We start from the raw sequence: 19,182 nt of genomic DNA on the forward strand, positions 1-19,182 counted from the left end.
AAGCTCAATGGGGAAACTCAAGCCCCATCTCGCGGTAGCGCTCGGGGTCGTCGCCCCAGTTTTCACGCACTTTGACGAACAAGAACAGGTGCACTTTCTGCTCGAGAATGCCAGCTATTTCCATGCGCGCCGACTGGCCGATGGCACGGATGGTCTCGCCCTTGTGGCCGAGCACGATCTTCTTCTGGCTGTCGCGCTCGACATAGATGGTCTGGTCGATGCGCACCGAGCCGTCCGGTTTCTCTTCCCATTTCTCGGTCTCGATATGCGAGGAATAGGGCAACTCCTGATGCAGCCGCAGATACAGCTTCTCGCGGGTGATCTCGGCGGCCAGCTGGCGCATCGGCAGGTCCGAGATCTGGTCTTCCGGATAGTACCAGGGGCCGACCGGCAGAGCTTGCGCGAGATAGTCGAGCAAATCCTTGCAGCCGGAGCCGGTCAGCGCCGAGACCATGAAGGTGCGCTTGAACGGCACCTTTTCGTTTGCTGCCGCAGCCAGGGCCAGCAGCGCCTCGTGCTTGACCCGGTCGACCTTGTTGAGGATCAGCACCATCGGCTGGCGGACGTCCTTCAGCCGCTCGAGGATGGCGTCGGCGTCACCCCTGATGCCGCGCTCGGCATCGATCAGCAGCAGCACGATATCGGCGTCCTTGGCGCCACCCCAGGCGGTGGTCACCATCGCGGTGTCGAGCCGGCGCTTCGGCTTGAAGATGCCGGGCGTATCGACAAAGACGATCTGCGCGTTGTCATGCGTGGCGATGCCGCGCACGATGGCGCGGGTGGTCTGCACCTTGTGGGTGACGATCGACACCTTGGCGCCGACCAGTTGGTTGACCAGCGTCGACTTGCCGGCATTGGGCGCCCCAATCAGGGCAACGAAGCCGGAATGCGTGGGCTCCGCTGCCGGAGGGAGATCTTCGCTGCCGGTCATGCCGCACTCCCTTGGTTGGCCCAGATGCCCTCGCGCATAAGAAACGCCGATGCCGCCGCTTCTTCGGCTGCGCGGCGAGAGCCGCCCGTGCCGCTTGCCGGCGCAAACCCGCCGACCTTCACGGACACCGTGAAAACCGGTTGATGTTCAGGTCCCTCGCGTTTCTCGATCGCGTATTCGGGCCTGACATCGCTGGTCTTGGCGAGCCATTCCTGCAGGTCGGATTTCGGATTGGGCGGCTTGGCCACCACCTTTTGCGAGCGCGGCTCCCAGTAGCGCAGGACGAATTGCCTTGCGGCATCGAGGCCGCCGTCGATATAGACCGCCGCGATCAGCGCCTCGACCGCATCCGCCAGATAGTTTCCGCCCGAGCCACGCGAGCGCGCCTTCAAGGCAGCGTCGGCCCGAACCAGATCTTCGAGCTGCATTTCAATGCCGATCTCGGAGCATGTCCGCGCATCGACCAGGGCATTGAAGCGCGGGGCGATTTCACCTTCCGGCGCTTCAGGAAACTTTTCGAAAAGCAGGTCGGCAACGATCAGGCCGAGCACGCGGTCGCCAAGGAATTCGAGGCGCTGGTTGTTGCTGCTTGCCTTGACCGCACTGGAATGGGTCAGCGCGGTCTCGAGCAAACGGACATCCCGGAAGGAATGGCCGGTTTTGGCTGTCACCAAATCGGCCAGAGTTTCACCCGTCGGGCGCTTCAAAGCCATCAATTCACGAAATGGAACAGGCGCGACAGGCGCACCAGCGACGGCCATTTCCAGATCTCGAGCGGGCTCGCCTTCCCGGCGATCGAGAAGAAGACGATGTTGGCGCGGCCGACAAGGTTCTCCGCCGGCACGTAGCCGACGCTGAGGCGGCTGTCGGAGGAGTTGTCGCGGTTGTCGCCCATCATGAAATAGTTGCCGGGGGGCACGACGAACTCGCGGGTGTTGTCGGTGATCGAATTCGGTGTCAGGTCGAGCGTGTCGTAGCTGACGCCGTTGGGCAGGGTCTCGCGATAGACGTCGACCGGCTCAGGCACTTCCGTGATATCAGGATTTTGGATCTGGCCGGTTTTCACACGAGGCACGCCCTGGCCGTTGATGAACAATTGGCCGTCCTTCATCTGGATCTTGTCGCCGGGCAGGCCGACGACGCGCTTGATGTAGTCGAGCGACGGATCCGGCGGGAACTTGAAGACCACCACGTCGCCGCGCTTCGGATCGGAACCCCAGATGCGGCCGGAAAAGATGTCGGGGCCGAATGGCAGCGAATAACGCGAGAAGCCATAGGACCATTTGGTGACGAACAGATAGTCGCCTTCGAGCAAGGTCGGCCGCATAGAGCCGGACGGGATCGAGAAGGGCTGGAACAGCAAGGTGCGGATGACCATCGCCAGCAGCAAAGCCTGGATGATGACGCTGACGATTTCGCCAAGCCCGCCGGATTTCTTCTCGGATTTTTCAGCCACGCTCATGTCGTCCTCGATTGTGCGTTGGATGGTATAGAGTCTCGGCGCGCGCTGGGCAACGTCAAGTCGGCTTTAGATAGCGGTCGTCTGATGCAATCAATGTGGCGCTTGTTCGGCGGGCAACGCCTCGATGATCACAAAGGCTTGAGCAAGCGGGAAATCATCGGTGATTGTGAGGTGGATCGCCGCTCTGTGCCCCTGTGGCAGGATTTTGGCCAGCCGTGCCGCCGCTCCCCCGGTCAGCGCCATCGTCGGCGCGCCGCTGGGCAGGTTGGCGACCCCCATGTCGCGCCAGAACACGCCCTGCGCCAGGCCGGTGCCAAGCGCCTTGGCGCAGGCCTCCTTGGCGGCGAAGCGCTTGGCATAGGAGGCTGCGCGGCCCTTGCGGCCTTCCGAGCGGACCTGTTCGACCTCGGTGTAGATGCGCTGGATGAAGCGCTGACCATGCCGTTCCAGCGACTTTTCGATGCGTCTGATGTCGATCAGGTCGCTGCCGATGCCGATGATCATTCCGCCGGAACTTCCCGTCCGCGGTGCTCGGCCTTATGCGCCCGCTCTGCCATGCGCTTCCTGCGCTGCTCGCGAAAGGCTGTCATCCCCCAGCGGGTGATACCGTAGAAGATCAGCCCGAAGATCAGGCCGAGCGGCACAGCGCCGATCAGCATCGGCTCGAGCACCGGATGCCACAGTTTTGCAAACGACAGCGTGTGCATCATCTCACCAAGATGCGCAGGCGGTCCGTTCTTGGGCAGGCGTTCATGCAGGATCAGCTTGCCGACTTCCCAGGACGCTCCCCACAGCAGCGGGAAAGTCAGCGGATTGCCGAAGAATACCGCGCCGAGGGCGGCGGCCACCAGATTGCCGGCGACCACCCAGCAGAGCACGGCGGCGACGGCGAAATGGAAGCCGAGCGGAAAGAAGGAGGCGAAAACGCCGGCCGCGACGCCGGCCGCGACCGCATGCGGTGTCGCCTTCAGCCGCAGGATGCGCTTGGAGAAATATTGCAACGAGCGCGAAAACGAGCGGCGCGGCCACAGATAGGTACGCACCCGCTCCAGAATGCCATCAGGCTTTCGGCGTCGAAAAAGCACTCTGTTCCAGTTCCCGGTTCGTCACGCCCAAATTGCAACCATCCCTGGCCGGGCGCGGTCGCTCCATCTTGCGCTTCGAGGGCGCAGAAAGGCAACAACGACTTTGATATAGCGACTGCCTTGCGGCGGAACAATGAAACGCCGCCGCGATGGTCTGCCGCAGGCGGGTAACAAGAGCGCCATTGGGGCGAAACTGAGGACAACACAACATCCAAGCGAGACTTTCATGACGACGATCAGGCCTGCCCGGGAAGACGACGCCGAGGCGGATAGACTATTCCCGATATTCGCTGACTTCGACCAAATTGCTGTCCGGGTCGCGGAAATAGACCGACATCATCGTGCCGCGGGCGCCGGTGCGCTCGACCGGGCCGACTTCGATGGCAACGCCATTGGCTTCGAGACTGGCGCAAATCTCGGCAAGCGGCCTTGCGGCGACCAGGCAGAAATCGCCGGAGCCAGGCATCGGCGTCTTGGCTTTCGGTTCAAAAGTGTGCGTTGCCTGATGCAGATTGATCTTCTGCGATCCGAACAGCAACGCCGTCGGCCGCTCCGGCTCGTCGAGGCGCTTCAGGCCAAGCACCCGCTGGTAGAAGGCGCAGCTGTCCTCCACCGAGCGGACCGTCAGCACGAAATGATCGATGCCGGCGATCATTGTGATGTCCCCTAGATGTTGCGGCTTCCTGGCTTAACGGCGGGAATGGCGGCAAGTTCCGGCGGCAGGCGGTCGGCGGGATAGGCCGGGACCTCGTATTCGGCAAGCGCGATCAGCGGCACGCCGACATTGGTCTTGCCGGCCGAGCGGTCGATGATGCAGGCCGCCGCCACGACCTCGGCGCCAATCGCGCGCAGGCAGTCGATGGTTTCGCGGATCGAAAGACCAGTGGTGACGATGTCCTCGACGATGACGACGCGCGAGCCGGCAGCGATCTCAAAGCGGCGCAGCCTGAACTCGCCGCCTTCGCGCTCCACCCAGATTGCAGGCACACCGAGATGGCGCGACGTCTCATAGGCCGGGATCAGGCCGCCGATCGCCGGGCCGACGACGTAGCCGATCTTGCCCGGCACCGCCTTTTGAATCTTCTCGGCCAGCGCCTTGCAAAGCCGCTCGGTCTTGTCGGCATGCATGAAGACGCGCGCCTTCTGCAAGAAGACCGGGCTGCGCAGGCCGGACGTCAGGATGAAATGCCCCTCCAGAACAGCGCCCGCCTCGCGGAAAATGCCCAGCACCTCGTCGGTATTCATAACTCGCCCCATGTCCATGGTGAATGGTGAATGGTGAATGGTAGTGAGAGCGCCTTCTTTCACTATTCACTATTCACTATTCACTATTCACTATTCACTATTCACTATTCACCCATTCACACGCCGCGCATCGCTGACGCTCGAATTATCCTTGAGCTGCGACAGCAGCCGGTTGAGGTGCTTCAGATCCCAGACTTCGAGATCGATCAGCATTTCGGTGAAGTCGGGCGCGGTGCGCACCATCGACAGCGTATGAATGTTGGCGTCGTTGGAGGCAACGACCTGGGCGATATCGGCGAGCGAGCCCGGCGCGTTGATGGCGGTGACCGAGACGCGCGCCGGAAAGCGCTCCTTGGTCTGCTCGTCAATGTCCCAGCGCACGTCGATCCAGCGCTCCGGCTGGTCGTCGAAGGCCTGCAGCGCCGGCGACTGGATGGGATAGATGGTGATGCCGGTGCCCGGCTGGACAATGCCGACGATGCGGTCGCCTGGCACGGCCCCTTCCGGCGCGAAACGCACCGGCAGGTCGCCGCGCACGCCGCGGATCGGCACCGCGCCATCGCGCGGCTGGTCCTTGTCCTTGCGCGCGGCTCGTGTGCCGGGCATCTGGAACAGCATGCCGGCGGCGTTGCGGATCTTCGACCAGCCCTCCTCGCGCTGCTTGGGGGCGCTGACGGTGACGCGCTCGTCCTTGTAGTCTGGGAAGACGGCCTTCATGACGTCGGTCGAGGCAAGTTCGCCGCGCCCGACCGAGGCCAGCACATCCTCGATGTCCTTGCGCGCCAGCCGGTGCAGCACCGGCTTCAGGCTTTCCTTGGTGAAGGTCTTGCCGGCGCGTTCGAAGGCGCGCTCGAGAATGCGGGCACCAAGACCTGAATATTGCTTGCGAATGGCGTTCTTGGTGGCGCGGCGGATGGCTGAGCGCGCCTTGCCGGTGACCACCACCGACTCCCACGCCGCCGGCGGCACTTGCGCCTTGGAGCGGATGATCTCGACCTCGTCGCCGTTCTTCAGTTCCGTCATTAGCGGCATGATGCGGCCGTTGACCTTGGCACCGACGCAGGTGTCGCCGACATCGGTGTGCACGGCATAGGCGAAGTCGATGGGCGTGGCGCCGCGCGGCAGCGCAATCAGCATGCCTTTCGGCGTGAAGCAGAATACCTGGTCCTGGAACAGCTCCAGCTTGGTATTTTCGAGGAAGTCTTCCGGGTTGTCGCCTTCTGCCAGTTGCTCGATGGTGCGCCGCAGCCAGGCATAGGCGTTGGTCTCCTTCGAGATCGCATGGGCGGCGCCGTTCGTCTTGCCGCCGGTGTCCTTGTAGATCGAATGGGCGGCGACGCCATATTCGGCGATCTTGTTCATCTCGCGGGTGCGGATCTGCAGTTCGACGCGCTGGCGCGACGGGCCGACAATGGTGGTGTGGATCGAACGGTAGTCGTTCTGCTTGGGCGTAGAAATGTAATCCTTGAAGCGGCCAGGCACCATCGACCATGTGGTGTGGATGGCGCCGAGCGCGCGGTAGCAGTCTTCGACGCTGTCGACGACGACGCGGAAGCCGAAAATGTCCGAGAGCTGCTCGAAGGACAGCGCCTTGGCCTCCATCTTGCGGAACACCGACCACGGCTTCTTCTGCCGGCTCTTCACGCCGGCGTTGATGGCATGCTTTTCGAACAGCGCCGACAGCGCCTTTTCGATGTCGGTCAGCACGCCCTTGTTGCGCTCGAATATCTCGGCAAGCCGCGCGGTGACGGCGCGATAGGCTTCCGGATTGATGAAGCGGAAGGCGATCTCTTCCAGTTCCTCGCGCATGCCTTGCATGCCCATGCGCCCGGCGAGCGGCGCATAGATGTCCATCGTCTCCTCGGCGATGCGCAGGCGCTTGGCCTCGGGCATGTGGTCGAGGGTGCGCATGTTGTGCAGACGGTCGGCGAGCTTGACCAGCAGAACGCGGACATCCTCCGAGATGGCCAGCAACAGCTTGCGCAGGTTTTCCGCCTGCTCGGCCTTCTTGGAGACGAGATCGAGCTTCTTCAGCTTGGTCAGGCCTTCGACCAGCTTGCCCATTTCGGGGCCGAACAGATCGTCGATCTCGGCCCGCGTCGCGGTGGTGTCCTCGATCGTGTCATGCAGCAAGGCGACGGCGATCGTCGCCTCGTCCATGTGCATTTCGGTGAGGATGGCGGCGACTTCGAGCGGATGCGAGAAATAGGGATCGCCGGAAGCGCGCTTCTGGTGGCCATGCTTCTGCATGGCGTAGACATAGGCCTTGTTGAGCAACGCCTCGTTGACGTCAGGCTTGTAGCGCGCAACGCGCTCGACAAGCTCATACTGACGCATCATGGGCGGGTTCTCACGGTGCTGAAATGATTGATGCGCCGCACTGATGTACGGCGCATCTCATAGATAGCCACGAAACTCACGGGACGGAAGTGCCGGAACCATATTCCCGGCAGGTCCAGGGCAGCGATTAGTAGTCGTCGCTCTTTTCCGGGGGAACCAGGCCCTCGATGCCGGCCAAAAGGTCTTCCTCGGTCATGCGATCGAAGGTGACGTTTTCTTCGGCGTCGTCGGCATCGGTAGCTGCAACTGCGTTGCCGGTCTGGTCGGCGATCGCCTCGCCGTCGGCCTCGGGCTCGTCGACCTCGACATGCTTCTGCAGCGAGTGGATCAGATCTTCCTTGAGGTCGTCGGGCGACAGCGTCTCGTCGGCGATCTCGCGCAGCGCTACGACCGGGTTCTTGTCGTTGTCGCGGGGCACGGTGATCGGCGCGCCCTGGCTGATCTGGCGGGCACGGTGGCCGGCGAGCAGCACGAGCTCGAAGCGGTTGTCGACCTTGTCGATGCAGTCTTCAACGGTTACGCGGGCCATTGATTGCCCCTTTCATGCCTGGATTTGATGGAAAACAGGCGCGGTCCATAACCCGAACGCCGCCAAAATACAAGCATTATGGCGCCGTGGCCCCATCGGCTGGCGAATGCCAGTCTCTGGCGCCGGTGAATGCCTTGCCGGCAAAGCCCGCCTACCGGCGACGACACGGCTCCGATCACAATTGCTTGCAGTGCGCCCCGGCACCCTTGGATTGCCGTAAAACTGGCGCTATCTCGGTTGACGAAAGGTCAGCCGGTTTATTTACGAGCCGACCGATATAACGACCCATTTCGATTAGTCCGCCACCTATTTCGAAAAAGGAATATTGCCATGTTCGACCCCCGTGAAAAAATCGCTCTTTTCATAGACGGCGCCAATCTCTACGCCACCTCGCGCGCACTCGGCTTCGACATAGACTACCGCAAACTGCTGTCCAGCTTCCAGAAGCGCGGCTATTTGCTGCGGGCCTATTACTACACCGCTCTGGTCGAGGATCAGGAATACTCTTCGATCCGTCCCCTGATCGACTGGCTCGACTATAATGGCTTCAAGGTGGTGACCAAGCCGGCCAAGGAGTTCACCGACTCGACCGGCCGCCGCAAGATCAAGGGCAATATGGACATCGAACTGACCGTCGATGCGCTCGAACTTGCCGATGTCGTCGACCACTATGTCATCTTCTCCGGCGACGGCGATTTCCGCACACTGGTCGAAGCGCTACAGCGGCGCGGCCGCAAGGTCTCGATCGTCTCGACCATGGCCTCGCAACCGCCGATGATCTCGGACGATCTGCGCCGCCAGGCCGACCATTTCATCGATTTGACCTCGCTGAAGAACGAGGTCGGCCGCGATCCCTCCGAACGGCCGGTGCGCAGGCCCGAGCCGGCCGAAGTCGAAGAGGAAGACTATTGACGGCGGCGGCCTTGGAGGCCGCTCCCGAACCCGACCGCGACTGCCCCCTCTGCCCACGCCTGCATGATTTCATCTCAGACTGGCGACGGCGCGAGCCGTCGTGGTTCAACGCGCCGGTGCCGACCTTCCTGCCGCCTGATGGCGAGGACGCCGTCGAGCTGCTGATCGTCGGGCTGGCGCCCGGCCTGCGCGGCGCCAACCGCACCGGGCGACCGTTCACCGGCGACTATGCCGGCGACCTGCTCTACTCAACGATGATCGCTCACGGTTTTGCCCGCGGCGAGTTCAAGGCGCGGCCGGATGACGGGCTCGAACTGATCGGCACCGCGATCACCAATGCGGTGCGCTGCGTGCCGCCGGAGAACAAGCCGGTCGGCGCCGAGATCTCCACTTGCCGCAGCTTTCTGGTGCCGACGATCGCGCGCTTTCCAAAATTGCGCGCCGTGCTGGCGCTGGGCTCGATCGCCCACCAGTCGACCGTCAGGGCGCTCGGTCAGCGCGTCGCTGCCTATCCGTTCAAGCACGGCGGTCGGTTGCCGGCCGGCGGCGTCACGCTGTTTTCCAGCTATCATTGCTCGCGCTACAACACCAACACTGGGGTGCTGACCGAAGCGATGTTCGTCAAGGTATTCAGCGAGATCGCGTCGTTCCTGCGGAACTAGACGCTGCCTCTCAAATCCCTCGAGCACGATCTTGCCCTTGGCCTTGCCGGTCTCGATCAGCGCATGGGCGCGCTTCAGATTGGCGGCATTGATTGGGCCGAACGTCTCGCCCAGCCTGGTGCGGATGGTGCCGGCGTCGACAAGGCGCGCCAGTTCGTTGAGATGTTCGCCCTGCGCGGCCATATCGGGCGTTTCATACAGCGAGCGGGTGAACATCGGCTCCCAGTGGACCGAAACGCTCTTGCGACCCAGTCGCGGGTTTCGGGCCGCGATGCGGTGGCGATCACCGTCAGATCGGTCAGCTGGCGCGCGAGCTGGACCGCGATCGACCCGACGCCGCCGGCGCCGCCGACGATCAGGATGGTGTTCGCGGCGCCGATGACTAGCTTCTTCACATCGAGGCGGTCGAACAGCGCCTCAAAGGCGGTGATCGCCGTCGTCGGCAGTGCTGCCGCCTGCGCATAGCCGAGCGAGCCAGACTGGGCTCATCGCCCGCAAGGTCTATGCGCAGATGCCGCCGAAGGTCGAGTACAGCCTGACGCCTCGTGGCCGAAGCCTGGAGCCCGTGATCACCGCGCTGAAGGTCTGGGGCGATGGGAATGTGACGCTGGCGCCGGAGGTTTCCCAGGCCGCTTGAAGCGGAGGCGTGGCAACCGCTTGCGTTGTCCGGCCCGTCTCACACCGGCAGCAGCGCGTCCGGCTTTATATCCGATATCGACGTATAGGTGTGCGTTTCCCTGACACCGGGCAGCGGCAGGATCACGCGCTTCAAAAAATCCTGATAGGCGGCCATTTCCGAAATGCGCGCTTTCACCAGATAGTCGAAGCCGCCCACGACCATATGGCACTCCAGCACTTCGGAGGCCTTTGCTACCGCTTCGGCGAAACGGTCGAACACATGCGGCGCCGCCTGGTCGAGCCTGACTTCGATGAAGACGAGCGTGCCGCGGCCGATCTTTTGCGGATTGAGCACGGCCCGGACCGCGGTGATGAAACCCTCACGGAAAAGGCGCTTCACGCGCTGGCTGGTGCCGGTCGGCGACAGGCCGACACGGGCGGCGAGATCGAGTGTGGTGCGACGCCCATCCTCCTGCAACAACCGCAGCAGGCTGCGGTCGATGGCATCAAGTTGGTCGGATTCATGATTCACGTTCATGGCTCCTCTATTGTGTGAGATTCACGCCCAGCTCGCGAAAGCAGCCTATTTTGTCGCACCATTCTCAACAATAGGCTGCGCTTTCAACGAGAGCCGTCTGGAGGAAGAATCCTCCGCTGGCAGAATCGAGCGGGACAAGAATGCGCGTGACAGAGGACCGAAACACAAAGCCGGCAATTCTTGCGGGCCTCGCCATGATCGGCATTTACGCCGTGCAGTTCGTCGCAGCCCGCTTTAGCCTGCGGGAGCATCTTACGGCGACGGATGTCGCGACCTTGCGCTTTGTCGGTGCCGGACTGGTCATGCTGCCGGTTGTCTGGCGCGGCGGCCTGTCAGCCAGCAAAGCGTTGGGCTGGCGGCGTGCCTTGACGCTGGCGGCACTGGCCGGACTGCCCTACCCTATCATCATCAATTGGGGACTGACCTATGCGCCGGCAGCGCATGGTGCCGCACTTTGCCCTGCCTCGATCGTGTTCTTCTCATTCGTGCTGTCGCGCATCGCCACGAGGGAGAAAACCTCGCACCAGCGAACCATCGGCGTCGCAGCCATCATCGCCGGGCTGATCCTGTTCATTGCACCCGTGCGCACTGGCGGCGGCATGAAGGATGTCCTCTTCGGCGATCTTCTGTTCGTCGGATCCGGCGCGATGTTTGCCGCCTATGCCGTTCTCGTGCGGCGCTGGCGCGTCGATCCGGTTGCGGCGACCGCAACGGTGGTGCTGCTGTCATGCGTGCCGCTGCCGTTGCTCTATTTCTTTGCCCCAAGCGGCCTCCGCGCGGCATCAGTGGCCGAGATTGCCAGCCAGATCGTCATTCAAGGGTTTTTGGCGGGTGCGGCCGCCATGTTCCTGTACACCTATATCGTCCGGCAGCTGGGGTCGCAGGCGGCATCGCTGTTCATGCCATGCGTGCCGATCGCAACCGTGCTGATCGCGATGACGGTGCTCGGCGAGACGCCGACCGGCGCCCAGTTCGCCGCCGTACTGATCATGGCCGCGGGGATGGCTTTTTCGGCTCTTTCCAGGCCTGTTCCCAAGCCTGCGTAAGACTGCGGATGCCAAACTCAAGGCCAGCTGATTCGTTCAAGGCGATGGAGGCTTTTGCGAAGAGAGCGATGCGGGTGCAGCAAATAGCTCGGCCAGCGTTTGCTGCCCACCCTGCAGGACGTTGAGATCGACATCGCCCTCGATCCCGTCGACGCGGCCCATATTGTGGTACTGCCAGTAGATCCAGTCGTTGCGACCTGGCTCCAGGAGCAACGAGCGACGCCAGAGCGGGCGAACGTCGATTTTCCCGGCATAGGCGTCCTCGGCCTCGTCGGTCAGGTAGATGATCGCCGGCTTGCCGAACGCAGCTTCAACCGGTCCGAGGAAGGCCTGGAGTTCCGCGCTCAGCTGCTCCGGCGACGGGCGTTGCGGGCAGCTGCCGCCGAATTCGATGTCGACGACCGGTGGCAGCAGCGGCTGGTCGTGCGGCACCACCGCGATGAAATTTTTCGCCTGGTCGGCGCCCGGCCGGCAGAAGGTGAAGAAGTGATAGGCGCCGACCGCAAGCCCGGCCGCGCGCGCCTCGCGCAGGTTTTTGGCGAAGGCATCGTCGACATGGTCGCCGCCCTCGGTCGCCTTGATGACCGCGAAGGCGACATCGTCGGCGGCAACGCGCCGCCAGTCGATCTCACCCTGATGATGCGAAACGTCGATACCCCTGACCGGATAGCTGTCACGATCCGGCGAGAACGTCCGGAAATAGAAGATGCCACCTGCGGCGACGATGCCGGCGAAGACCAGACTGGCCGCACCCCAGAGAATGATCCGGTTCTTCAAGCCTTTCCCCATCGTATGTCGCTGGAAACTTGAAAGCCGATGTGGCTTTTCTGGGGCTGTGGCTCGAGGTTCTTAGCCCCGTTCCTTCATGAGCCGGCCCTTTTCGCGCGACCAGTCGCGCTGCTTTTCGCTCTCGCGCTTGTCGTGCAGTTTCTTGCCGCGGCCGACGGCGAGCAGCAGCTTGGCACGGCCCTGGTCGTTGAAGTAGATTTTCAGCGGCACCAGCGTCATGCCTTCGCGGTCGATGCTCTGCGCCAGTTTTGCCATCTCGCGCTTGTTGAGCAGCAGCTTGCGACGCCGCCTGGGCTCGTGGTTGAAGCGGTTGGCCTGCAGGTATTCCGGCAGATAGGAATTGATCAGCCAGATCTCGCCACCCTCGACCGAGGCGTAGCTGTCCTGGATGTTGGCCTGGCCCTGGCGCAGCGACTTGACCTCGGTGCCGGTCAGCACCAGGCCGGCCTCGACGGTGTCGAGCACCTCATAGGAAAACCGCGCCTTGCGGTTTTCCGCAACGGTTTTGTTGTTTGGATCGGCTTTTCTGACCTGGTTCATGATGCGGAGAGGTGGCGCCTCATCCTCAATTTATCAAGCCGGCGTGCTTCATCGCCGCATCGATCTTCTCGGCGGTCGACGCCTCGATGGTCACCAGCGGCGAGCGCACCACGTTCTCGACCTTGCCAATCTTCGACAGCGCGTATTTGACGCCGCACAGGCCGGGCTCAAGGAAGATGGCCTTGTGCAGCGGCAGCAGACGGTCCTGCAATTCCAGCGCCTTGGCGCTGTCACCGGACAGTGTGGCTTCCTGGAATTCGGCGCACAGCCGCGGCGCGACATTCGACGTCACCGAGATGCAGCCGACACCGCCATGAGCGTTGAAGCCGAGGGCAGAGGCATCCTCACCTGAAAGCTGGATGAACTCCTTGCCGCAGGTGGCGCGCTGTTCGGACACGCGCTCGACCTTGCCGGTGGCATCCTTGACGCCGACGATGTTCTTGAAGTCGTGCGCCAGCCTGCCCATCGTCTCCGGCATCATGTCGATCACCGAGCGCGGCGGGATGTTGTAAATGATGATCGGCAGCTTGGTCGCCCTGGCGACGGCAGCGAAATGCTCGTACAAGCCGCGCTGTGTTGGCTTGTTGTAATAAGGCGTGACGACCAGAGCGGCGTCGGCGCCCGCCTGCTCGGCATACTGCACCAGACCGACCGCTTCAGCGGTGTTGTTGGAGCCGGCGCCGGCGACGACCGGAGCGCGGCCCTTGGCCACATCGATGCAGACCTTGACGACATGGCGATGCTCGTCATGCGACAGCGTCGGCGACTCACCGGTGGTGCCGACCGGGACGAGGCCCGTCGTGCCCTCGCCAAGTTGCCATTCGACGAAAGCGCGAAAGGCTTTCTCGTCGAAACGTCCGCTCTTTTCGAACGGCGTCACGAGCGCAGTAAGCGAGCCTCTCAGCATGTCGTCCAACTCCTTGGAACTTGTTTGTTTATGCGTGTCATCGTCCCAAAACCGGTTCCCGCTTTTGGGCGACATGCATCGGGCGCCTTCTAGCCGAAAGCGAAGCCGCGCACCATAGTCTCGACACTGTTGCGCGGCAAGCATGCCGATGGTGCCAGCAAGCGCAATTCGAACGGCCTCGATAACCCTTTGTTTACGAGCTCTTCACGACCTAAGTCTAGGCTCTCGGGCACCTGGGCTTGCCATCTAAAGTGCCGCAACAGGGAAAGATCAGGATCATGCCGGCCAGTCGGCCACTCCGCTTCATATTGCTTGGCGCCGTTGCCCTGCTGATAGTGGGAACGGCGGCAAACGAGAGCGTCGACGAGCAGACGACCTCATCGATCCCGATGCCTGACATGCAAGATGGAGCGCAGACCGATGCGCCCTCCGCCAATATCGCCGTGTTGAAAGGCAGTCTCGACGCGTTGGCGACCGGCGATATCGCCGCGGCACGAGCGGTGCGCGAAACATTGCCGGCCAGTTCGCTGGACCGCCATATCCTGGCCTGGGCGATCGCGCTCTATGGCGGCGACCGTGTGCCGAGCAGCGAGATTGCCGATACCGCAAAGATGTTGCCGAATTGGCCGGGCACCATCGCTCTGCGCAAGAACAGCGAGCGCGCGCTCTACCGCGAAAGCCCGTCGCCGCAGACCGTGGTGAAAGCCTTTGACGGCAGCCAACCGCTGACCTTTCAAGGCGTGGTCATCCTTGCCCGTTCTTATGTAGCTCTTGGCAACACCAAGGCTGCGCTTTCCGTGCTGTCGCCATTCTGGCGCACCGAGAAGCTGGAAGCCAGGGACGAGGCGGCCGTCAGCAAGGAGTTTGGCGCCATCATTCCGGCTGCCGACCATCGTTTCCGCATGGAACGGATGTTTTATGCCGACCGGGAGAATTCGGCACTGCGGGTCGCAGCACTTGCCGGCGCGCAACCGCTGGCCGATGCCTGGGCCGCCGCCTCGCGTGGCGACAAGAACGCGGCCAAGCTGTTGAAAGCGGTGCCTGCCGCGCAGCAATCGGCCGGCTATTTCTTCGCGCAAGCCGAATATCTGCGCAAGCAGCGGAAGTTTGCGGACGCCGCCGCGGTGATGATGAAAGCGCCAACGAACCGCGACGCGCTGGTCGATCCCGATGCCTGGTGGGTCGAGCGCCGCGTGCTGTCGCGCGCACTGGTCGACCAGGGCGACTGGAAGACCGCCTACAAGGTCGTTGCCGCGCATGCCGCCGAAAGCCCCGCCAGCGCCGCCGAGGCCGAATTCCACGCCGGCTGGTATGCGTTGCGCGGCCTCAACGATCCTGCGACGGCCTCGACCCATTTTGCCCGCATCGCCGATCTCGCGCAGGGACCGATGTCGCTGTCACGCGCCTATTATTGGCTTGGCCGCGCGGCGGAAGTCGGCGGTCCAGGCGATGCGAAGGATTATTTCACCAAGGCGGCGGCCTATGGCACCACTTTCTACGGCCAGTTGGCGGCGGAACGGGTTGGCTTGCACACGCTGAACATTGTCTATCCCGAGCCAAGCACTGCCGACCGCCAAAGCTTTGACGGCCGCGAAGCCGTCAGCGCCATCAAGCGGCTGCAGGAGGCGGGCTACGACCGCTATGCCGAGACGCTTTACCGCGACCTCGCCGGGCAGTTGACCAGCCCCGGCGAGCTGGCGCTGCTTGCGGTGCTGGCGGAAAAGCAGGGCAATCATTTCATGGCGCTGAAGATCGGCAAGATCGCCGGCGCGCGCGGCATCGATGTCGGCGCGCTGTCGCATCCGCTGGGCGTCATTCCCGACACCGCCGACATATCCGGCTCGGGCAAGGCGCTGGCCTATGCGATCGCCCGCCAGGAAAGCGAATTCAATGTCGGCGCCGTCTCCAGCGCCGGCGCGCGCGGCCTGCTGCAGCTGATGCCGGGCACCGCCAAGCAATTGGCGAAGAAGGCCGGCGTGACCTTCTCGCAGGATCGGCTGACCAGCGACGCCGGCTACAATGCGACGTTGGGGGCTGCCTTCCTCGGCGAGCAGCTCGACCGCTTCGGCGGCTCCTATGTGCTGACCTTCGCCGGCTACAATGCCGGCCCCAACCGGGCCAGGCAATGGGTGGCCAAGTACGGCGACCCGCGCGGCAATGGCATCGACGCCGTCGTCGACTGGATCGAGCGGATTCCCTACACGGAAACAAGAAGTTACGTGCAGCGCGTGATGGAGAATTACGAGGTCTACAAGATGCGTATTTCGGGGAAGTACGATATCGTTGGGGATTTGGTGAACGGAAGGGGCTGAGGCGGCAGAGCTGTCGCCATGGGCAAACGTTGGGGATCCTTCGCGCCCCCCTCTGGCCTGCCGGCCATCTCCCCCACGAGTGGGGAGATCAGCTTCGTTGCCGATTTCGCCAATCTCCAACGTCGAAGGAAGGGCGTAGCGCCGGAACCGCCAATCTCCCCCCTCGTGGGGGAGATGTCCAGCAGGACAGAGGGGGGCGCTGTCCCTCCGACATTTCCAAGAGTGTCAGCTTGCCGACAACCCTCGATTTGACCGCTCCCACCCTCGCCTGTAGCAGACGGAGACAATCCGGCCAGGGAGTCCTTTTAATATGTCGAGCACCGACGGCTTCTCCGACTTTTTCTACACCGCGCCGGACGGGCTCAAGCTTCACGCCCGCGTCTATGGCGAGACCAATTCGGCAGACTGGCAGGTCGTTTGCCTGCCCGGCCTGACCCGCAACGCGCGCGATTTCCATGAGCTGGCGCTTTATCTGTCGCAGCGAACCGACAATCCGCGCAAGGTCATCGCCTTCGACTACCGTGGCCGCGGCCAGTCCGCTTACGATCCTGATATCGGCCACTACAATGTCGGCATCGAAGCCGGCGATGTCCTCGCCGGACTGGCCGCTCTGAACGTCGAGGAAGCGGCCTTTATCGGCACCTCGCGCGGCGGGCTGATCATCCACGTGCTCGGCGCGCTGCGGCCGGCCGCGCTGAAAGCCATCGTGCTGAACGACATCGGACCGGTGATCGAGGCCGCGGGGCTCGCCTATATCCAAACCTATCTCGACCCGGCACCGAAACCGAAGAGCCGCGCTGAGGCGATCGATGCCCAACGCGTCGCTCACGGCGCGGATTTTCCCGCTCTGACCGCAGCGGATTGGGAGCGGATGGTGTCGGCCCTCTACCGCGAGACGGACGAAAGCCTCCTGCTGCCGGATTTCGACACGCAGCTGGTCGAGACGGTGGCGGGCCTCGACCTCAGCAAGCCGTTGCCGGATCTGTGGCCGCAGTTCGAGGCGCTGGCGGCCATACCTTTGCTTGCCATTCGCGGCGCCAACTCGAAACTCCTGTCGGCCGACACACTCGACGAGATGCAAAAGCGTCATTCCGGCATGGAAGCGATCACCGTCGAGGGCCAGGGCCATGCGCCCTTCCTGGAGACAGGCAATCTGCCGGGCGCTATCGCGGCTTTCCTGGATGGAGTACCAAATGCGGCCCAGAAAAAGTAAACCCCAAGATCAAAGATGATCCTGGGGTTGCCGAGGCAGTATATGAAAGCCTTGGGTAACTATTTGGCTTTCGAGCTTTTCCGGGGCGCCTTGGGTGCCTTCGCCGCTGCCGCTTTACTTTTTTGAGCAGGCGCTGGCACTGAGGCCGTGGTCAGCGGCGATGCGAAGGCCGAGCTTTTTCCATCGCCGGATAACCCCTCGCCGCGGGGCGTTTCCAGCACGACAACGCAGCCGTCGAGATCGTTGGTGGCCAGATGCGCATAGCGCATGGTCATCGAAAGCGTCTGGTGGCCGAGCCACATCTGCACGCGGCGGATGTCGATGCCGCCCTGGACCAGACGCGAGGCACAGGTGTGACGCAAGATGTGCGGAACCACCTGGTCGTCGGCGCCGAGACCGACTTCGACCTTGGCATCGTTCCAGATGGCGCGAAACTGTGCCTGGCTGAGTTTGGTGAACGGACCCTTGGGCCGGCGGCCCTCTGACGGGGGCAGTTTGATCACCTCCTTGACCCGCTCGGTCATCGGGATGGTGCGGCTGCGGCCGGATTTGGTGATCCAGAACGAGACGCGATGTTCCTGGATGTCGTTCCAGATCAGTCCGAGCGCTTCGCCAAGGCGGCAACCGCTGTCGACGAGAAAGACCGAGAGACGGTAGGCATCCTCGCTGCGGGTCCTGATGGCGGCGAACAGCCTTGCTTCTTCGTCCCTTTCGAGGAAACGTATCCGTCCCGCCCGCTCCTTCTGGCGGCGGAACTCGGGCAGGCTGTGGATATCCCCCATCTTGTAAGCCTTGCGCAGCAGTTTGCTGAGGGCAGCCATCTTTCGATTGATGGTTGCGTTGCTGTTGCCGCGCTGGCGCAAGGTGCCGATAAGGTTGTCAAGGGTGCTCTGGTCGAAGGCGCTGAACCGTTCTCCGAGGAGAATCTCGTCTATTTCGCCGATGAAGGAGCTGACATTGTACTTATGTCGCCCATCATCCCAGAGTATGTCTCGGTACGCTGAAAAAAGCTCTCCGACCCGGTGCGACTTTACTTCTCTGATCTTGTTGTAGCTGTATTTTATCTTCGCATTTTGAGAAGAGAACATTGAGAAATGTTCGGAGGGGTCGCCCTCTTGTATCGCTTCGATGGTCATAAATTGCCACACCCCCGAGTGGATAGAGTCAGACCTACCCGCTTGGAAGCGTCCTTTCAAGAGATTTAATCACGCAGTTGTGAATTCATCCGCCCATCAGCGGATCCCACGAACTCACCCTACGGACTGTTCAGCTGCCGATTCCCCCTGTTCCTTCTGCTTGCCTTGACCCAGTCACGAAACAAAACAGCCCGGGCGTTGACGCGCCCGGGCTGGTATTCATTTGTCTAAAGCCAACCCTTAGAACGAGCGCTGGAAGCGGAGCATGCCGCCGATGGCGTCGTCGCCATCAGTGATACCGGTCCAGTTGTGGTTCGAGCCAAGGGTATCGACCTCGTCGATCTTGCCTGCATTGACGTAATCGACTTCGGCCGTGACCGTGAAGCCGGGAACCACGTCGTAGGCGATGTTCGCGGCGATGCCGAGGTTCTCACCTTCGTCATACGAGACCTGGGCGTTGAACGAGGTCTTCTCGTTGATGGTGTAGGTGCCACCACCCCAGACTGCCCAGTTGCCGTCCCACTGCTTGTAGAAGCCGCGACCGCCGGCCGGGAACGCNGTAGGTGCCACCACCCCAGACTGCCCAGTTGCCGTCCCACTGCTTGTAGAAGCCGCGACCGCCGGCCGGGAACGCATAGAGCGGGTCCGTGTAATTGTCGTCGGTGCCATAGCCGGCCATGATGAAGAGCGACAGGTTCTGCATCGGGGTGATGTCCAAACGAACCTTGCCAGCGACTTCTTCATAGTTGCTGTCGTAAGCGAGCACGCCGGTGATGGCGCCCCAGCCCTGCGTGTACTTCAGGCCGCCGACGACATGCGGAACGTAGCTGTCGATCGTGCCGACGCCGTAGGAACCGACCGTGGAGCCGCCCGCGCCCGAGCCTTCTTCGAGAGAGATCACGGCCGAGAAGCCGTTG

Annotated in this window: 19 protein-coding genes and 3 pseudogenes; 6 read left to right on the forward strand and 16 right to left on the reverse strand. The window is 62.6% G+C overall.

Annotation, left to right across the window (positions count from 1 at the left end; genetic code table 11):
- Nucleotides 1–4: 4 nt before the first annotated feature.
- The 9 genes from era to rpoZ form a co-directional block, all read right to left on the reverse strand.
- Complete coding sequence (gene era / locus X727_RS137145) at nucleotides 5–931, reverse strand: GTPase Era (protein WP_023747463.1); 927 nt, start codon at nucleotides 929–931, stop codon at nucleotides 5–7.
- Nucleotides 928–1,644: a ribonuclease III gene (gene rnc / locus X727_RS137140; protein ID WP_023670242.1), complete on the reverse strand. Its 717-nt coding sequence runs from the start codon at nucleotides 1,642–1,644 to the stop codon at nucleotides 928–930. Before rnc ends, era begins: the two co-directional genes overlap by 4 nt.
- Nucleotides 1,644–2,393: a signal peptidase I gene (gene lepB / locus X727_RS137135; RefSeq protein ID WP_023670241.1), complete on the reverse strand. Its 750-nt coding sequence runs from the start codon at nucleotides 2,391–2,393 to the stop codon at nucleotides 1,644–1,646. The genes rnc and lepB overlap by 1 nt, the downstream gene beginning before the upstream one ends.
- A 90-nt stretch (nucleotides 2,394–2,483) precedes the next feature.
- Nucleotides 2,484–2,897 carry a holo-ACP synthase gene (gene acpS / locus X727_RS137130; RefSeq protein WP_023670240.1) on the reverse strand — a complete coding sequence of 138 codons (414 nt, stop codon included), beginning with the start codon at nucleotides 2,895–2,897 and terminating at the stop codon, nucleotides 2,484–2,486.
- Entirely contained in the window at nucleotides 2,894–3,478 is a 585-nt protein-coding gene (locus X727_RS137125; protein WP_023709783.1) for a DUF2062 domain-containing protein, read from the reverse strand. Before X727_RS137125 ends, acpS begins: the two co-directional genes overlap by 4 nt.
- A 274-nt stretch (nucleotides 3,479–3,752) precedes the next feature.
- The gene (locus X727_RS137120) at nucleotides 3,753–4,133 is read right to left on the reverse strand and encodes a VOC family protein (protein ID WP_023835278.1); all 381 of its coding nucleotides are present in this window, start codon (nucleotides 4,131–4,133) and stop codon (nucleotides 3,753–3,755) included.
- 11 nt (nucleotides 4,134–4,144) lie between these two features.
- Entirely contained in the window at nucleotides 4,145–4,723 is a 579-nt protein-coding gene (gene pyrE / locus X727_RS137115; RefSeq protein WP_023835279.1) for an orotate phosphoribosyltransferase, read from the reverse strand.
- Between the two features lie 108 nt (nucleotides 4,724–4,831).
- Complete coding sequence (locus tag X727_RS137110) at nucleotides 4,832–7,063, reverse strand: bifunctional (p)ppGpp synthetase/guanosine-3',5'-bis(diphosphate) 3'-pyrophosphohydrolase (RefSeq protein ID WP_023670236.1); 2,232 nt, start codon at nucleotides 7,061–7,063, stop codon at nucleotides 4,832–4,834.
- A 127-nt stretch (nucleotides 7,064–7,190) separates the two neighbouring features.
- Entirely contained in the window at nucleotides 7,191–7,592 is a 402-nt protein-coding gene (gene rpoZ, locus X727_RS137105) for a DNA-directed RNA polymerase subunit omega (RefSeq protein ID WP_023670235.1), read from the reverse strand.
- Nucleotides 7,593–7,922: 330 nt separating this feature from the next.
- On the opposite strand from rpoZ, the gene X727_RS137100 reads away from it, so the two are divergent.
- Nucleotides 7,923–8,504: an NYN domain-containing protein gene (locus tag X727_RS137100; protein WP_023670234.1), complete on the forward strand. Its 582-nt coding sequence runs from the start codon at nucleotides 7,923–7,925 to the stop codon at nucleotides 8,502–8,504.
- On the forward strand, nucleotides 8,501–9,166 hold the full coding sequence (locus X727_RS137095) for a uracil-DNA glycosylase (RefSeq protein WP_023743762.1): 666 nt from the start codon (nucleotides 8,501–8,503) through the stop codon (nucleotides 9,164–9,166). The genes X727_RS137100 and X727_RS137095 overlap by 4 nt, the downstream gene beginning before the upstream one ends.
- 12 nt (nucleotides 9,167–9,178) lie before the next feature.
- Here X727_RS137095 and X727_RS1000000167210 read toward each other — a convergent pair.
- A pseudogene (locus tag X727_RS1000000167210) lies at nucleotides 9,179–9,639 on the reverse strand (zinc-binding dehydrogenase); the annotation flags it as partial.
- 8 nt (nucleotides 9,640–9,647) lie between these two features.
- Here X727_RS1000000167210 and X727_RS137085 point away from each other — a divergent pair.
- Nucleotides 9,648–9,803 (forward strand): annotated as a pseudogene (locus X727_RS137085) (winged helix-turn-helix transcriptional regulator); the annotation flags it as partial.
- Nucleotides 9,804–9,842: 39 nt separating this feature from the next.
- Here X727_RS137085 and X727_RS137080 read toward each other — a convergent pair.
- Nucleotides 9,843–10,316: an Lrp/AsnC ligand binding domain-containing protein gene (locus X727_RS137080; protein ID WP_245274223.1), complete on the reverse strand. Its 474-nt coding sequence runs from the start codon at nucleotides 10,314–10,316 to the stop codon at nucleotides 9,843–9,845.
- A 152-nt stretch (nucleotides 10,317–10,468) separates the two neighbouring features.
- Here X727_RS137080 and X727_RS137075 point away from each other — a divergent pair, with 152 nt between their 5' ends.
- Entirely contained in the window at nucleotides 10,469–11,368 is a 900-nt protein-coding gene (locus X727_RS137075; protein ID WP_245274224.1) for a DMT family transporter, read from the forward strand.
- Nucleotides 11,369–11,404: 36 nt separating this feature from the next.
- Here the strand turns inward: X727_RS137075 and X727_RS137070 are convergent, their stop codons facing one another.
- The 3 genes from X727_RS137070 to dapA all read right to left on the reverse strand — a co-directional run bounded on the left by X727_RS137070 (nucleotide 11,405) and on the right by dapA (nucleotide 13,604).
- Nucleotides 11,405–12,145 (reverse strand): GH25 family lysozyme, encoded by a 741-nt coding sequence (locus tag X727_RS137070; RefSeq protein ID WP_023743758.1) that lies wholly within the window; start codon nucleotides 12,143–12,145, stop codon nucleotides 11,405–11,407.
- Nucleotides 12,146–12,217: 72 nt separating this feature from the next.
- Nucleotides 12,218–12,697, reverse strand: coding sequence for an SsrA-binding protein SmpB (gene smpB, locus X727_RS137065; RefSeq protein ID WP_023687280.1), 480 nt, complete (start codon nucleotides 12,695–12,697; stop codon nucleotides 12,218–12,220).
- A 25-nt stretch (nucleotides 12,698–12,722) separates the two neighbouring features.
- Entirely contained in the window at nucleotides 12,723–13,604 is an 882-nt protein-coding gene (gene dapA, locus X727_RS137060; RefSeq protein WP_023727558.1) for a 4-hydroxy-tetrahydrodipicolinate synthase, read from the reverse strand.
- A gap of 278 nt (nucleotides 13,605–13,882) precedes the next feature.
- Here dapA and X727_RS137055 point away from each other — a divergent pair, with 278 nt between their 5' ends.
- Both X727_RS137055 and X727_RS137050 read left to right on the forward strand, forming a co-directional pair.
- A complete protein-coding gene (locus X727_RS137055) occupies nucleotides 13,883–15,916 on the forward strand; it encodes a lytic transglycosylase domain-containing protein (protein ID WP_023743757.1) in 2,034 nt (677 codons plus the stop codon).
- Between the two features lie 310 nt (nucleotides 15,917–16,226).
- Nucleotides 16,227–17,129, forward strand: a complete 903-nt coding sequence (locus X727_RS137050; RefSeq protein WP_023743756.1) for an alpha/beta hydrolase — start codon at nucleotides 16,227–16,229, stop codon at nucleotides 17,127–17,129.
- A gap of 59 nt (nucleotides 17,130–17,188) precedes the next feature.
- Here the strand turns inward: X727_RS137050 and X727_RS137045 are convergent, their stop codons facing one another.
- Both X727_RS137045 and X727_RS01000000165175 read right to left on the reverse strand, forming a co-directional pair.
- On the reverse strand, nucleotides 17,189–18,217 hold the full coding sequence (locus X727_RS137045) for a site-specific integrase (RefSeq protein ID WP_245274225.1): 1,029 nt from the start codon (nucleotides 18,215–18,217) through the stop codon (nucleotides 17,189–17,191).
- Nucleotides 18,218–18,505: 288 nt separating this feature from the next.
- A pseudogene (locus X727_RS01000000165175) lies at nucleotides 18,506–19,182 on the reverse strand (porin); the annotation flags it as partial.

It is taken from the genome of Mesorhizobium sp. L103C105A0, from assembly GCF_000502215.1.
Taxonomy (GTDB): domain Bacteria; phylum Pseudomonadota; class Alphaproteobacteria; order Rhizobiales; family Rhizobiaceae; genus Mesorhizobium.

Coding starts and splice junctions, on each gene's coding strand:
- X727_RS137055 (WP_023743757.1), top strand. CDS start 13,883: ATGCCGGCCAGTCGGCCACTCCGCTTCATATTGCTTGGCGCCGTTGCC.
- rnc (WP_023670242.1), bottom strand. CDS start 1,644: ATGGCTTTGAAGCGCCCGACGGGTGAAACTCTGGCCGATTTGGTGACA.
- lepB (WP_023670241.1), bottom strand. CDS start 2,393: ATGAGCGTGGCTGAAAAATCCGAGAAGAAATCCGGCGGGCTTGGCGAA.
- acpS (WP_023670240.1), bottom strand. CDS start 2,897: ATGATCATCGGCATCGGCAGCGACCTGATCGACATCAGACGCATCGAA.
- era (WP_023747463.1), bottom strand. CDS start 931: ATGACCGGCAGCGAAGATCTCCCTCCGGCAGCGGAGCCCACGCATTCC.
- smpB (WP_023687280.1), bottom strand. CDS start 12,697: ATGAACCAGGTCAGAAAAGCCGATCCAAACAACAAAACCGTTGCGGAA.
- X727_RS137050 (WP_023743756.1), top strand. CDS start 16,227: ATGTCGAGCACCGACGGCTTCTCCGACTTTTTCTACACCGCGCCGGAC.
- pyrE (WP_023835279.1), bottom strand. CDS start 4,723: ATGAATACCGACGAGGTGCTGGGCATTTTCCGCGAGGCGGGCGCTGTT.
- X727_RS137100 (WP_023670234.1), top strand. CDS start 7,923: ATGTTCGACCCCCGTGAAAAAATCGCTCTTTTCATAGACGGCGCCAAT.
- X727_RS137045 (WP_245274225.1), bottom strand. CDS start 18,217: ATGTTCTCTTCTCAAAATGCGAAGATAAAATACAGCTACAACAAGATC.
- dapA (WP_023727558.1), bottom strand. CDS start 13,604: ATGCTGAGAGGCTCGCTTACTGCGCTCGTGACGCCGTTCGAAAAGAGC.
- X727_RS137120 (WP_023835278.1), bottom strand. CDS start 4,133: ATGATCGCCGGCATCGATCATTTCGTGCTGACGGTCCGCTCGGTGGAG.
- rpoZ (WP_023670235.1), bottom strand. CDS start 7,592: ATGGCCCGCGTAACCGTTGAAGACTGCATCGACAAGGTCGACAACCGC.
- X727_RS137110 (WP_023670236.1), bottom strand. CDS start 7,063: ATGATGCGTCAGTATGAGCTTGTCGAGCGCGTTGCGCGCTACAAGCCT.